Origin of the sequence: Rhizobium sp. GCM10022189, from assembly GCF_042656325.1 — a bacterium.
GTDB lineage: Bacteria > Pseudomonadota > Alphaproteobacteria > Rhizobiales > Rhizobiaceae > Rhizobium.
On the sequence record NZ_JBHSOR010000039.1, the window covers coordinates 338,693 to 352,216 of the forward strand.

The following is a 13,524-nucleotide window of genomic DNA, read 5'->3' on the forward strand; positions in this document are numbered from 1 at the left end:
CATACGCAAGCCGGCGGAGCGTCTCCGACGCCCGCCGGCGTTTCCCCTGTTTCCGAGGACGGTGATGAAGCCCAGGTTCTGGCAAAACATCATGGCGACGCTGAGCTTGCTGCCTGCATGGGCGGTACTGCTGGTTGCCTATGCCGGATCGATGATATGGTCGATCCAGATCTCCTTTACCTCGTCGAGAGCCCTGCCGGTTTCGAACTATGTCGGCTTCGACCAGTACGAGCGGCTGTTCAGCACTTCGCGCTGGCTGATCTCGCTCGAGAACCTGGTCATCTTCGGCATCCTTTTCGTTGTCATCTGTCTGGTGCTCGGGTTTCTTCTGGCGGTCTCGCTCGACCAGCGCATCCGCTTCGAGAACGGTTTCCGCACCATCTTTCTCTATCCGCACGCCATGTCCTTCATCGTCACCGGCCTCATCTGGCAATGGCTGATGAACCCGACGCTCGGCATCCAGAAGGGAGTGCGCGATCTCGGCTGGCAAAGCTTTACCTTCGACTGGATCGTCAGCCGTGACCTTGCCATCTACGCGCTCGTCATCGCCGGCGTCTGGCAGGCGGCGGGCCTCGTCATGGTGCTGATGCTGGCGGGACTGCGCGGCGTCGACAGCGAACTCTGGAAGGCGACACGCGTCGACGGCATTCCGGCCTGGCGCGTCTATCTGTCGATCGTCCTGCCGCTGATCCGCCCGATGATCGTCACTTCGGTGGTGCTGCTCGGCATCGGCGTCGTCAAGTCCTACGACCTTGTTGTCGCGCTGACAGGCGGCGGCCCGGGCATGTCGTCCGAACTGCCCGGCAAGTTCGTCATGGACTATCTCTTCGAACGCCAGAACATCGGCCTTGCGCTTGCGGCCTCCACCGTGATGCTGATCACCGTGCTCGCCGTGCTCGTGCCCTGGCTTTATTTCCAATATTTCCGCAAATCCGGAAGGAGCCCGGCATGAGCCTCTCAGCCACGGCAACCTCACCCCTATCCGCCGCCAAGGGAAGCGCCGTGACCGCGCGCGGCCGCAAGCGGCAGACGCTGACGGCCGGCCGTATCGGCCTCTATGTCTTCCTGCTCGTCTCTGCCGCCTTCTTCCTGCTGCCGGCCTATGTGATGGTCGTGACCTCGCTGAAGCCGATGGACGAAATCCGCGACGGCCAGATCTTCGCCTTTCCGCACACGCTGACCTTCGAGGCGTGGCGGGCCGCGTGGTCGAGCGCCTGCACGGGCCTTGCCTGCAACGGCATCAGTGTCGGCTTCTGGAATTCGATCAAGATCCTTGTGCCGAGCGTCTTCTTCTCGATCGCCGCCGGCGCCCTCAACGGCTACGCCATGTCCTTCTGGCGGGTGAAGGGGGCCGATATCCTATTCGCCAGCCTGCTGCTCGGCGCCTTCATTCCCTATCAGGTCTTCATGTACCCGCTGGTGCTGATTTCCTCGAAGATCGGCATCTACAATTCGGTCGCCGGCGTCGTCGTGGTTCATACGATCTTCGGCATGCCGCTGATGACGCTGCTTTTTCGCAACTATTATTCCAGCCTGCCGGTGGAACTCTTCAAGGCGGCACGCATCGACGGCGCGGGCTTCTGGCGCATCTTTCTCTGGGTGATGATCCCGATGTCGACGCCGATCATCATCGTCGCCGTCATCCTGCAGGTCACCGGCATCTGGAACGACTTCATCCTCGGCCTGATCTTTGCCGGGCGCGAGAACCAGCCGATGACCGTGCAGCTCAACAATATCGTCAATTCAGTCACCGGCGAGCGCCTGTACAACCTCAACATGGCCGCGACCATCCTGACCGCCGCCGTGCCGTTGCTGTGCTACTTCGTCTCCGGCCGCTGGTTCGTGCGCGGCATCGCAGCCGGCGCCATCAAGGGATAAAGACATGCAGACTTCCGTTGCGATCAAGGATCTGGCCATCGAATTCGGCGCCGTCAAAGTGATCGAGAAGCTCGATCTCAATGTCGGGCGCGGCGAATTCGTCGTCCTGCTCGGCCCGTCGGGCTGCGGCAAATCCACCCTTCTGAACGCCATTGCCGGCCTGATCGATATCGTCGACGGCGAGGTCTGGATTTCGGACAAGAACGTCACATGGTCCGAGCCGAAGGATCGTGGCATCGGCATGGTGTTCCAGTCCTATGCGCTCTACCCGCAGATGAGCGTGCGCCAGAACCTCTCCTTCGGCCTGAAGGTCGCCGGCCTGCCGCGAGAGGAAACGGAACGGCGCGTCGGCAAGGCCGCATCCATGCTGCAGCTCGAAGCCCTGCTCGACCGCAAACCGTCGGAACTGTCGGGCGGCCAGCGCCAGCGTGTCGCGATCGGCCGCGCGCTGGTGCGCAATGTCGATGTCTTCCTGTTCGACGAGCCTCTGTCCAACCTCGACGCCAAGCTCCGCAACGAACTGCGCGTCGAGATCAAGCGGCTCCATCAGGAACTCGGCAACACGATGATCTATGTCACCCACGACCAGATCGAGGCGCTGACGCTGGCGGATCGCATCGCCGTCATGCGCAAGGGCGTGATCGAGCAGTTTGCGACACCGCACGAGATCTATCACCGCCCCGCCAACACCTTCATTGCCGGGTTCATCGGCTCGCCGACCATGAACTTCCTGAAGGGCGCGCTGGAGAGGACCGGCGATACCCTGACCTTCATCGGTACGGCCGAGGCCCGTTTCGACGTCAGCTCCCATGCGAATATCGCTTCCCATGCCGGCAAGCCGGTCATTCTCGGCATTCGTCCGGAGCACATGGTTCTTGGGCCTGCCACCGACACCCGCATGCATGCGGGCAAGGCAACCGTGAAAGTGGTGGAGCCGATGGGGGCGGATACCGTCGTCTGGGTCGATTTCGGCGGCGATCTGCGCGGCATGCGCATTGCCGGCGATCCGACCGTTGCGCCTGGCGATACGGTCGACTTCCACTTTCCGCCGGAACGCGTAAGCTTCTTCGAAGCCGAAAACGGCGTGCGGATTTGAAATATCAGCCGCGGCATTGAACTTTCGGCGCAACAGGGCCGCTCAGTTCTTGCACCCGAAGCCAAGATTCTCGACAATATTGTTGCGATATTCGCCGCACGCGTGTAGGGCGCGGAAGACTATGAATATGCGACAGGAGACAGCGTGGATCAGATCGAGACGCAGGATGACACTTCATCTGTAGCCCCCATCGAACGGATCGTGCGCAGCCTTGAGGAAGAAATCGTACTCGGGCGGCTGAGACCACGCGAGCGCCTGCTTGAGGAGGAACTGGCCAAGCATTTCGATGCCAAGCGCCACGTGATCCGCGCAGCGCTCGCCGAACTGGAGACGATGGGCATCATCGTCCGCCAGCCGAACAAGGGCGCGGCCGTGCGCGATTTCTCGCCTCTGGAGGTCGAGCAGATCTATGACGTGCGGCTGCTGCTTGAAGGCCACGCCGCCTCGATCATGCCGCTGCCGGCGGCACCCGAGGTGCTGGAGAAGCTGCGCCTCATCCACGCCCGCCACAGCAAGGCGGTCGACGACCAGGAACCGCGCACGGTTTTCCGCGCCAACCTGGAATTCCACCGCGTGCTTTTCGGCGCCTGCGGCAATCCCTATCTGGCCGAACAGATCGATGCGCTCGCCTCGCGCGCCCATGCGATCCGCTTCCATGCGATCACCGACGAAAGGCTCGTCAACCGCGCCCGCGAGGAGCATGGACTGATGATCGACTATATGGAGAAAGGCGACCGCGAAAAACTCGTCGAGATCGTCGGCCGCCATATCCAGCCATCGAAGGAAGCCTATCTGCGGCTGGCGAGCACGCAATGGGCGCGTCCCTTCCGCTAGGTCTCAATCAGTGCAGGCCGCCGACTCCAAGCAGCCGCTCCACGGCATCGTGATCGGCTGACAGTTCCGAGGGTGTACCGCTCCAGGCAAGCCGCCCGCGCTCAAGGATGATGACGCGATCGGCAAAATCGAGAGCGCTCTGGATACGCTGCTCGACGAGCAGGATGGTCATGTCGCCGGCCTCGGCGAGCTCGGTGAAAGCCGCCATCAATTCCTCGCGGATGACGGGCGCCAATCCTTCCAGCGGTTCGTCGAGCAGCAGCACGGACGGACGACCGAGAATGGTGCGGGCCGTCGAAAGCATCTGCTGTTCGCCGCCCGAAAGCTGGTTTCCGAGGTTCCTGCGCCGCTCCTTCAGCCGCGGAAACATCGCGTAAGCTTCTTCCAATGCCGACTTCGGCCGGCCTTTCAGGCCGACGAACAGATTTTCCTCGACTGTCAGCGTCGGGAAGACGCAGCGCGCCTGCGGCACATAACCAAGGCCGCGATGCGCACGCGCAGCACTCGGTGCATCCGTCAGATCCGTCTCGCCAAGCCGGATGCGCCCCTCATAGCGTTTCGTCTGGCCGGCGAGCGTTGCCAGCAACGTCGTCTTGCCCATGCCGTTTCGCCCGAGCACGGCAAGCCGACAGCCCGAGGGTGCGGAGAAGGAGAGGCCTTCAAGCACCTTTGTCGGACCATAGCCGGAAGAGAGATTTTCGACCTCAAGCGACATGGCTGGCATTGGCATAGCTCCCCAGATAGGCCTCACGGACGCGCGCATCCTTCGTCACCTCAGACGGCGCACCGTCGAAGATGATCGCGCCGGCCGCGAGGACGATGACGCGCTTGGCGAAACGGAAAACGAGGTCCATGTCATGTTCGATCATCAGGACGGCGAGATCGGCCGGAAGATCGGCCAGCGCCTGTTCGATACGGCCGGTATCGCTCTGCGGCACGCCGGCCGCCGGTTCGTCGAGCAGCAGTACCTTGGGCTTGAGCGCAAGTGCGAGCGCGATTTCAAGAAGCCGCTGCTGGCCGTAAGCGATTTCCGCCACCTTGCGGTGCATGAGTGGTCCAAGGCCGAGTTTGTCCAGCAAATCGTCCACCTCTGTCATCACGTCAGGCATGGCCAGGAAGTTTCCGATGAGGCGGCCGGTCCGGCCTTTGCGGCGCAGAACGGCGAGCGCCACATGTTCTGCGGGCGTCATATCCTGGAACAGGCGGGTGACCTGGAACGAACGCACCAGCCCTCGCCTCACCCGACCGATCGCATCCACTTTCGTCACCGTTTCGCCGGCAAGCCGCACCTCGCCGGAATCGGGCGCCAGATTGCCGGTGACGAGATTGACGAAGGTCGTCTTTCCCGCACCGTTCGGGCCGATCAGGGCAATACGATCGCCTGATGACAGCGAAAGCGAGACATCGTTGGTCACAGCAAGGCCACCGAAAGCCTTTTTAAGATGGGCGACTTCGAAAACGGGGCTCATGGGCGGGCCTCCTTGCGGCGGGCGACGAAGGCTGCGGCAGTGCCGTAAAGGCCTTTGGGCGCGAAAAGCACGACCGCAATCAGCAAGGCGCCGATCATCGTCAGCCAGTGGAAGGGATTGGCAGCCGAGACATAATCTTCAAACAGCATGAAGATGACAGTGCCCGACAGCGCCCCAAACAGCGAACCGGTGCCGCCGAGCACCAGCATGACCAGCGCTTCCGCCGACTGGGTGAAGGAGAGGCTGTCGAGGCCGACGACCTGCGTGGAGATCGCGTTCAAGGCGCCGCCGACGCCGGCGACTGCTCCTGACAGCACATACATTTTCGCAAGCGCCGCTTGCGGAGACGCGCCCATGGCGCGGATGCGCAGCGGATCCTCCTTGATCCCCCGGCAGAGCATGCCGAAGGGGGAGCGCACGAGCAGACGCAGCAGCACGAAGACGATCAGGAGCAGCGCGACGGCGAAGACATAGGCCGTATGGCCGTAGAGATCGAACTCGAACAAGCCGAAAATCGGATCGGGCGAAATGCCCGAAAGACCATCGCTGCCGCCCGTCCAGGAGGAGGCCTTGTTGGCAAACTCATGGAAGAGATTGATGAGCGCAATCGAAAGCACGAGTTGCGGCAGGCCGTGGGCACGAAGGATGACGGCACCACAAAGGAGGCCGGCGATCGCCCCGCCGAGAATGCCGGCAAGCGTCATCAGCAACGGATCGTTGATGCCGTAATGGGCCGACAAGATGCCGGCCGCATAGGCGCCCGAGCCGAACAGCGCCGCATGGCCGAGCGTGGCGATGCCGGCATAACCGGTGACGAGATCGAGCGACAGGACCAGAAGCGCAATGGCGATGATGCGGGTCAGGAGCGCCAGATTGTCCGGAAAGGCGAAATAGCCGATGACGGCAGCGGCGATGATGACGGCGATGCCGCCGAGATCGCGGCTCAACGCGGTGCGCCGACGCTGGATCAGGATTTCCTTGTCTTGCAGGGCAAGCGTCATTTCGCCCTCCCGGCAAGGCCGCGCGGGAAGATGCAGATGATGGCGATGACAGCGAGATAGAAGAAGAATTCGCCGAATTCCGGCATGAGATAACGTCCTGTCGTATCGATTGCGCCAAGCAGAAGGCAAGCGATCAGCGCGCCGGGAATGGAGCCCGCACCGCCGACCGAGACGACCACGAGGAAGGTCACCATGTAGCGCAGCGCATAATAAGGCTCGACCGGCAGCAATTCCGCGCCGACGACGCCGCCGAGCGCGGCAAGGCCGACCGCAACGTCGAAGCTGACGGCATAGATGATCTCGGTGCGCACGCCGAGGGCAGCCGCCATCGCCGCATTATCGACCGAGGCGCGCAGCTTCACGCCAAAACTCGTCCTCTCGATCACGAACCAGAGGCCGAGAGCGACGGCGAGACCGCAGATGATGGCAAAGAGCCGGTGGACAGGAATGGTGCGGAAGCCAAGATCGGCCGACCCCTGCAGCGTCTCGGCAAGTGGAATGGTCTTCAGCGTCGGCCCCATCAGATAATTGGCGATGCCAATGACGCAGAAGGTGATGCCGATCGTCATCAGTACCTGCGTCAGCTCCGGAGCGCCATAGATGCGCCGATAGAGGAAGCGCTCGATCGGAATGGCAATGATGATGGTTACCGCCACCGCAGCAATGATCGCGACCGCATAGCCAAGCCCAAGATCGCGAGCGACGTAGGAGGCCACATAACCGCCGATCATCGCGAAGGCGCCATGCGCCAGGTTAACGACGCGCATCAAGCCCATCGTCACCGAGAGACCTATCGATATGACGAAGAGCACCATGCCATAGGCAAGCGCATCCACGGCTATGCTGAAGACTGTCTGCATGGAACTACCCTGCTTTGATGCGACGAACCCGGCCCGAAGCCGGCGGAAAATCTCCGCCAGGCCCGTCGCATGTCTTTTTCGACGTCGGTGACCTTACTTCGCGGCAGCGAGGCCCGGATCGCCCTGCTTCTCAAAGGTCTGGACTTCCTTGTTGATGTAGGTCCCATCGTCAGCCTTGGCGACTTCGCGCAGATAGATGTTCTGCGTGATGTGACGACTTTCCGGATCGATGGAAACCGGGCCGCGCGGGCTGACCCATGAGAGGCCCTTCACCGCATCAACGGCCTTCTGCGCATCCTGCTTGCCGCCAGTCGCTTCGATCATCTTGTAGATGACATACATGCCGTCATAGGCGCTGACAGCCGGGAAGGAGAGTTCGGCCTTGTTACCGATCACCTTGGTAGCCGCATCGACGAAAGCCTTGTTTTCCGGCGAGTCATGCGACACCGCATAGTGGAAGGTCGTCTGGATGCCGAGAGCGGCATCGCCAAGCGCCGGCAGGTCGGATTCCTGCGTCAGGTCGCCAGGCGCAAAGAACTTGATACCGGCGGCCTTCAGGCCGTTTTCATTGTAAGCCTTTACGAAGCCGAGCGTCGTCGGGCCGGACGGCAGGAAGGCGAAGACGCCCTGCGCGCCGGAATCCTTGATGCGCTGCATGATCGGGCTGAAGTCGTTGGTGGCAAGGGGCATGCGGATCGCCTCGACCACCTGGCCGCCCGCCTTTTCGAAACCGGCCTTGAAGGCGTTTTCGGCATCGATGCCCGGACCGTAGTCGCTGACGACCGAGATCACCTTCTTCACACCGGAATCAAAGGCGACCTTGGCGATCGGGGTCGAGGTCTGCCAGGTGGTGAAGGATGTGCGCACGACGAGCGGGCTCTTGGTGACGATCGCCGAGGTCGCGGCGTTCATGATCACCATCGGCACATTGCCCTGCTTGAGGATCGGCGTCACCGCCATGGCGTCAGGCGTGAAATAGAAGCCGGCGAGATACTGCACCTTTTCCTTGACGATCAGTTCCTGCGCCAGCGCCTTGGACTGGGCCGGGTCGGCCTGCGGCACGTCGCGATAGACGACCTCGACCGTATCATCGCCGACCTTGTTGCCGTTCAGCGCCATATAGGCGTCGATACCGGCCTTGAAATTCTTGCCCTGCAGGGCAAACGGACCGGAGAACGGCCCGATCACGCCGACCTTGATCGTGTCGGCATAGGCAGTCCCGCCAAGGACCATGGCCGCGACGGCGGCGATTAGCAGCTTTTTCATTGTGACAATTCCTCCCTTTGTCAAAGGTGCAGCCCTCCATGGCATTACACCGGTCTTAAATCATCCCGTCAGAACGGCAATCCGACATAGTTTTCCGCAAGCGCCGTCGAGGCGGCGCGGGAATGGGTGAGATAGTCGAGTTCGGCTTCCTGGATCTTCTGGTCGAAATCGCCGGTATCCGGGAAACGGTGCATCATCGTCGTCATCCACCAGGAAAAGCGCACCGCCTTCCAGACGCGGGCGAGAGCCTTCTGCGAATAGGCGTCGACGCCGGCGCCGGAGCGCTCCCGGTAGAATTCCCGCAAGCCCTCGAACAGATAGTGGACGTCGCTCGCAGCAAGGTTCAGCCCCTTGGCGCCGGTTGGCGGCACGATATGGGCGGCATCGCCAACCAGGAACAGGCGGCCGAAGCGCATGGGCTCGGCGACGAAGGAACGCAGCGGCGCGATTGATTTCTCGAAGGACGGCGCAGTCTTCAGCGCTTCGGCGTGATGGGCCGGCAGGCGGCGGCGGAGCTCGTCCCAGAAGCGATCGTCACTCCAGTCCTCGACCTTCTCGCCGAGCGAACACTGGATGTAATAACGGCTTCGGGTTTCCGAGCGCATGGAACAGAGCGCAAAACCGCGGGGGTGATTGGCATAGATAAGCTCGTGATTGACCGGCGCGACATCGGCAAGCAGGCCAAGCCAGCCAAAGGGATAGAGCTTCTCGAAGGTTCTGATCGCCGTTTCCGGGACCGCCTTGCGGCTTGCGCCGTGGAAGCCGTCACAGCCGGCGATGTAATCGCAATCGATGCGGTGGGTGGCGCCGTCCTTCTCGTAGGTCACATAGGGCGCGCTGCCATCAAAATCGTGCGGCGTCACATTGGCGGCGTCGTAGATCGTCAGCGCGCCACTTGCCTCCCGCTCGGCCATCAGGTCACGCGTCACTTCCGTCTGCCCGTAGACCGTCACCCGCTTGCCGCCGGTCAGGCCGTGGAGGTCGATGCGGTGATCGCGTCCGTCGAAGGCCAGTGAAAAACCGTCATGCGGCAGGCCTTCCGCATGCAGGCGCTCGGCCGACTTCGCCTCGTCCAGGAGGCCGACCGTGCCCTCTTCCAGAACACCGGCGCGTACGCGCCCGAGAATATAGTCCTTGCCCACGCGATCGAGGATGACATTGTCGATACCGGCGCCGCTCAGCAACTGACCGAGCAGCAGACCCGAGGGTCCCGAGCCGATGATGGCGATTTGCGTGCGCAATTGCTTCCTCCCTGCAATTTGCCTTTTGCCAAATTTTGAACCGCCGGCCGCGGGGCGACAATGGACTTTCCGACCGAAAAATTGCACAAATCGAACATGGGAACGGGAGGAAGCCCATGACGCGATACGTACCGACCTATGAGCTCTACGGCGAAACATCGGGCAAGGAGCCCGATTTCTGGCTGCACTGCGAGACAATTCCCTCGCGCAGCAGCCTGCATCATTGGGAGATCAAGCTGCATCGGCACGCGAGTTTCTTTCAGATATTGTACATCGATGCCGGCGCAGGCGATGCCATTTTCGGTGATCGGAGCCATGCCATCCAGCCGCCGGCGGTCGTCACCGTTCCTCCGGGGCTCGACCACGGCTTTCGTTTCTCGCGAGATATCGACGGTATCGTCATCACCATGCTGAGCGCCAATCTCAGCCACCTTCCCAGCGACCGCAGCCGGCTCGGCGAGTGGCTTGCAGCCCCTCACCTGACGGCGCTCGATCCAGATGATCCCGACGCCGCCTATCTCATGCAGAGCCTCAAGCGGCTCGGCGAAGAATATCGGAGCAACCGCAGCGGTCGCAGCGAGCTTCTCGCCTCCTATGTCGCGCTGGCGCTGCGTCTGACGGCGAGAATCTCCTACCAGGAGGATATCAGCCAGTCTCCCGCCGATGAGAACGAACAGCGGATGGAGCAGCTGACCGGCCTTATCCAGCGACATTTCCGTTCGCACAGACCCGCTTCGTTCTACGCCAGGGAAATCGGCGTTTCGCCGACCCATCTCAACCGCATCGTCCGCTCGATGACGGGAAGGACCGCCCACGACCTGATCGCCGGCAAGCTCGTCGACGAGGCCAAGCGGGAACTGGTCTTCACGCTGGCGAGCGTCCAGGAGATCAGCTACCGGCTGGGCTTTGCCGACCCGGCCTATTTCTCACGCTTCTTTCTCAAACATGCAGGCGAGACACCCAAGGACTGGCGCAAACGGCAGAAAAGCAGCCTGGAGCGCGCCTAGGCCGTGCGGCGGGCCGGCGCCCCCTGCAGGAACTCCTCGATGAAGCGCTTCTGCAGCAGGATACCGTCCCATTCATCGGCAAGGAACGGCGAGTCGTAGATCAGCGTGTAGGGACCGGCATAACCAGCCTCTTCGCACATTTCCAGGCAATGGCGGTAATCTTCGGCATCAAGTCCGGAGGCATTGTAATCGGCCTTGGCATGGCAGATTTCGGCACGGCGCATGATATTGGCGAGCCCTTCATACTTCGCCGGCGCCGCCCAGTTCCCCAGGTCGCCGTTCAGCCCGATCTTGCCGTCGAGTTCATCGAGCAGCCAATTCATTTCCTTCGGTGAGGGCAGAAGCGCAAACCAGTTTTCGGTGACGACGCGCACGCCGCTTCCCTCCGCCTGCCGGGCCAGCCATTTCAAATGTTTTGCGGAACGCTCGAGATTTTCCCCATTCGGCGCCTGCTTGCCGGCGATGACGCGGATACGCTCGGCACCGAGAGCTTTTGCGATATCGATCCAGCCGGCAATCCAGCCGATATCACGCTCCGCCGTCTCGGGATTGCTGGGATCGCCATCCTCGACGAGGAGCGTCTGGAAAAGGATGTTCGAGGCTTTCAGCGCATCGCGGAATTCGGCGAGATAGGAAACATCGAGGCTCGGCAGGTGGAAGGAGCAGACCTCAAGCCGGCCAAGCCCACGCTCGGCCAGCATAGCGGGTACATCAAGGAGGTTCACGGTGCCTGGCCCGTAAGGCTCCTGGCGCGCAGCACTTTTCTGCGGATCGGGACTATGGGGGTAGGTTGGCCCCAGCATCCGGTGAAGCGACCATGTGGAAACCGCAAATCGGCCGTTCTGCAAAACCTGCATCATTCAACTCCTCCCATTTCCTCAGGAGGAGATTGGCAAGAATGGTGCGCGGCATCAAGCCCGCAACGGCCTAGATCCGTTCGCCGCGAATGACAGTTTCCGCTGCCAGCGAGACAGCGAGCAGCGCCTCGTCCCGGTTTGCCGGGGCCGACAACAGGAAACCGACCGGCATGTGCGCCTCGCCCGTGCCGCAGGGAATGGAAACGCCGCACCAGTCCAGGAAATTGCCGAGCGCGGTGTTGCGCAGGGTCTTGCCATTGGTGGCAACGAACAGTTCGTCGTCCCGCTCCAGAGCAGCAATCGGCGGTGCGACATGGGCGACCGAGGGGAAGGCGACCAGGCGGCTGCCGACCAGCCGCTCCGTATCGGCGACCAGCCGGGCACGCGCGGCAAGAATGGCGATATAGTCGGCCATGCTCGTCTTCTCGCCAAGTCGAGTGCGCATGACGACGCGGTGGTCCATGCGCGCAGCTTCCGGCCCCGCCAGCCGCTCGCGGTGAAGAGCAAAGGCCTCGGCAGTGACGAGCGCACCATGTTTCGCCATCAACGACAGGATCTCGTCAAAGGCCGGGATTTCGATCGGGCTGATATGCGCGCCAGCGGCGCGCAGCCGCGAAATACCGCTTTCGAAGGCGTCCGCAACACCCGAACCCAGACCGTCAAAGACGACATTCCGGGGAATGACGATCTCGACGTCCTGCAACGGTCGCCGGGCGACGGTCGGCATCGTCAAACCGCGCATGGCGGCATCGATCCAGACGGCGTCCTGCACCGAGCGGCAGAGAGGGCCCAGCGAATCGAGGCTCGTCGCCAGCGGATAGACGCCTTCCATGGCGTAGCGGCCGCGGGTCGCCTTGTAGCCGACGATACCGTTCAGGGCGGCTGGAATACGCACCGAGCCGCCGGTATCCGTGCCCATGGCGACCGGCACCAGGCCGGCGGCGACCGCCACGCCCGCGCCGGACGACGAGCCGCCGGGAATACGCGGTTCGTCCTTGCTGTGGGGATTTTCAGGCGTGCCGTAGTGGGGATTGATGCCGAGGCCGGAGAAAGCAAACTCGCTCATATTGGTGCGGCCGACCGCCACCATGCCGGCATTCTGCAGCGTCGTGACGATGGCGGCGTCCCGACTTGCCGGCGCATTGTCGGCCAGAACCACCGATCCGGCCGTTGTGGCAAGACCCTTGACGTCGAAAAGGTCCTTCCACGCAATCGGAATGCCATCGAGAGCACCGAGCGAACGACCGTCACGAACGCGCTTTGAAGACGCATGCGCCTCCCGCATCGCCCGTTCGCGCAGCAACACGGTGAAGACGGCCTTGTCGGCATATCGATCGATTCCGTCGAAGATCGCCTCCGCAACGTCGACCGGATCGGCCTTGCCGCTCTGGATGAGCAGGGAAAGCTGAGCGATGGACATCGCACCGAAAGTAAGGGGCATGGGGAGAGTCCTGTGGATATCACACAGGATTTACCGCCTATCGTTTCGCAGGACCAGCCCTTGCACGGCTTTTCACAATGATTGGTACGATATTGTGAACACTGAGTTTGATTTAGCACCCTTCAATTTACCGCAGTTAAGACACACATGCGGTGCTGCACGCGGGGAGCGGACAGGCGCGCCACAAGCTTGCCTTCCCAAGCCGCATCCCGGTGCATTGCAGGAGACTTGAAATGACACAATCTGAAACTTGGACCTCCGGTCACCAGGATATGGTGCACCAGCATGTGAAGGAGGACGTGAGTTCCGGCGAAGCTGAACGCGACTACGCCGACCACGTCAGCGCACAGAAGCTGTCGGTCCTGGAGCGGGTCGTCGTCGTGGGTGCCCTCGTACTGCTGAGCTTTGTCGGCTTCACAGCACCTTCGGCACAGACATCGACGACCGATCCGATGACGACCTCGGCTATTGAAGAGCCGACACCTCCGGGTGATAGTCTGGTACCGCACCACCAGCGCTACGGCCATTGCCGTGAAACGAGCCCCTACGCAGACAAGGTCTGCTAAGAGCCACA

Annotated in this window: 14 protein-coding genes; 6 read left to right on the forward strand and 8 right to left on the reverse strand. The window is 62.0% G+C overall.

Annotated features, from left to right (window positions below):
• Positions 1-64: 64 nt before the first annotated feature.
• The 4 genes from ACFPWW_RS16585 to ACFPWW_RS16600 all read left to right on the forward strand — a co-directional run bounded on the left by ACFPWW_RS16585 (position 65) and on the right by ACFPWW_RS16600 (position 3,808).
• Entirely contained in the window at positions 65-952 is an 888-nt protein-coding gene (locus ACFPWW_RS16585) for a carbohydrate ABC transporter permease (RefSeq protein WP_112703480.1), read from the forward strand.
• The gene (locus ACFPWW_RS16590; protein ID WP_113413742.1) at positions 949-1,878 is read left to right on the forward strand and encodes a carbohydrate ABC transporter permease; all 930 of its coding nucleotides are present in this window, start codon (positions 949-951) and stop codon (positions 1,876-1,878) included. The genes ACFPWW_RS16585 and ACFPWW_RS16590 overlap by 4 nt, the downstream gene beginning before the upstream one ends.
• Positions 1,879-1,882: 4 nt before the next feature.
• On the forward strand, positions 1,883-2,974 hold the full coding sequence (locus tag ACFPWW_RS16595) for an ABC transporter ATP-binding protein (RefSeq protein WP_112753896.1): 1,092 nt from the start codon (positions 1,883-1,885) through the stop codon (positions 2,972-2,974).
• A 144-nt stretch (positions 2,975-3,118) separates the two neighbouring features.
• Positions 3,119-3,808 (forward strand): GntR family transcriptional regulator, encoded by a 690-nt coding sequence (locus tag ACFPWW_RS16600; protein ID WP_377312575.1) that lies wholly within the window; start codon positions 3,119-3,121, stop codon positions 3,806-3,808.
• Between the two features lie 7 nt (positions 3,809-3,815).
• On the opposite strand, the gene ACFPWW_RS16605 is transcribed toward ACFPWW_RS16600, so the two are convergent.
• The 6 genes from ACFPWW_RS16605 to pobA all read right to left on the reverse strand — a co-directional run bounded on the left by ACFPWW_RS16605 (position 3,816) and on the right by pobA (position 9,645).
• Complete coding sequence (locus ACFPWW_RS16605; RefSeq protein WP_377312577.1) at positions 3,816-4,532, reverse strand: ABC transporter ATP-binding protein; 717 nt, start codon at positions 4,530-4,532, stop codon at positions 3,816-3,818.
• Positions 4,513-5,277: an ABC transporter ATP-binding protein gene (locus ACFPWW_RS16610; protein ID WP_377312578.1), complete on the reverse strand. Its 765-nt coding sequence runs from the start codon at positions 5,275-5,277 to the stop codon at positions 4,513-4,515. Before ACFPWW_RS16610 ends, ACFPWW_RS16605 begins: the two co-directional genes overlap by 20 nt.
• Complete coding sequence (locus tag ACFPWW_RS16615) at positions 5,274-6,278, reverse strand: branched-chain amino acid ABC transporter permease (RefSeq protein ID WP_112753900.1); 1,005 nt, start codon at positions 6,276-6,278, stop codon at positions 5,274-5,276. The genes ACFPWW_RS16610 and ACFPWW_RS16615 overlap by 4 nt, the downstream gene beginning before the upstream one ends.
• Positions 6,275-7,138, reverse strand: coding sequence for a branched-chain amino acid ABC transporter permease (locus ACFPWW_RS16620; RefSeq protein WP_377312579.1), 864 nt, complete (start codon positions 7,136-7,138; stop codon positions 6,275-6,277). Before ACFPWW_RS16620 ends, ACFPWW_RS16615 begins: the two co-directional genes overlap by 4 nt.
• A gap of 93 nt (positions 7,139-7,231) precedes the next feature.
• Entirely contained in the window at positions 7,232-8,404 is a 1,173-nt protein-coding gene (locus ACFPWW_RS16625; RefSeq protein WP_377312581.1) for an ABC transporter substrate-binding protein, read from the reverse strand.
• A 68-nt stretch (positions 8,405-8,472) separates the two neighbouring features.
• Positions 8,473-9,645: a 4-hydroxybenzoate 3-monooxygenase gene (gene pobA / locus ACFPWW_RS16630; protein ID WP_112703474.1), complete on the reverse strand. Its 1,173-nt coding sequence runs from the start codon at positions 9,643-9,645 to the stop codon at positions 8,473-8,475.
• A 116-nt stretch (positions 9,646-9,761) separates the two neighbouring features.
• Between pobA and ACFPWW_RS16635 the strand changes: the two genes are divergently transcribed.
• Entirely contained in the window at positions 9,762-10,652 is an 891-nt protein-coding gene (locus tag ACFPWW_RS16635) for a helix-turn-helix domain-containing protein (RefSeq protein WP_377312582.1), read from the forward strand.
• On the opposite strand, the gene ACFPWW_RS16640 is transcribed toward ACFPWW_RS16635, so the two are convergent.
• Together ACFPWW_RS16640 and ACFPWW_RS16645 are read right to left on the reverse strand one after the other, a co-directional pair.
• Positions 10,649-11,509: a sugar phosphate isomerase/epimerase family protein gene (locus ACFPWW_RS16640; RefSeq protein ID WP_377312711.1), complete on the reverse strand. Its 861-nt coding sequence runs from the start codon at positions 11,507-11,509 to the stop codon at positions 10,649-10,651. The genes ACFPWW_RS16635 and ACFPWW_RS16640 overlap by 4 nt on opposite strands.
• Positions 11,510-11,579: 70 nt before the next feature.
• On the reverse strand, positions 11,580-12,950 hold the full coding sequence (locus ACFPWW_RS16645; protein WP_377312583.1) for an amidase: 1,371 nt from the start codon (positions 12,948-12,950) through the stop codon (positions 11,580-11,582).
• Between the two features lie 272 nt (positions 12,951-13,222).
• On the opposite strand from ACFPWW_RS16645, the gene ACFPWW_RS16650 reads away from it, so the two are divergent.
• Complete coding sequence (locus ACFPWW_RS16650; RefSeq protein WP_377312712.1) at positions 13,223-13,516, forward strand: hypothetical protein; 294 nt, start codon at positions 13,223-13,225, stop codon at positions 13,514-13,516.
• Positions 13,517-13,524 lie beyond the last annotated feature (8 nt).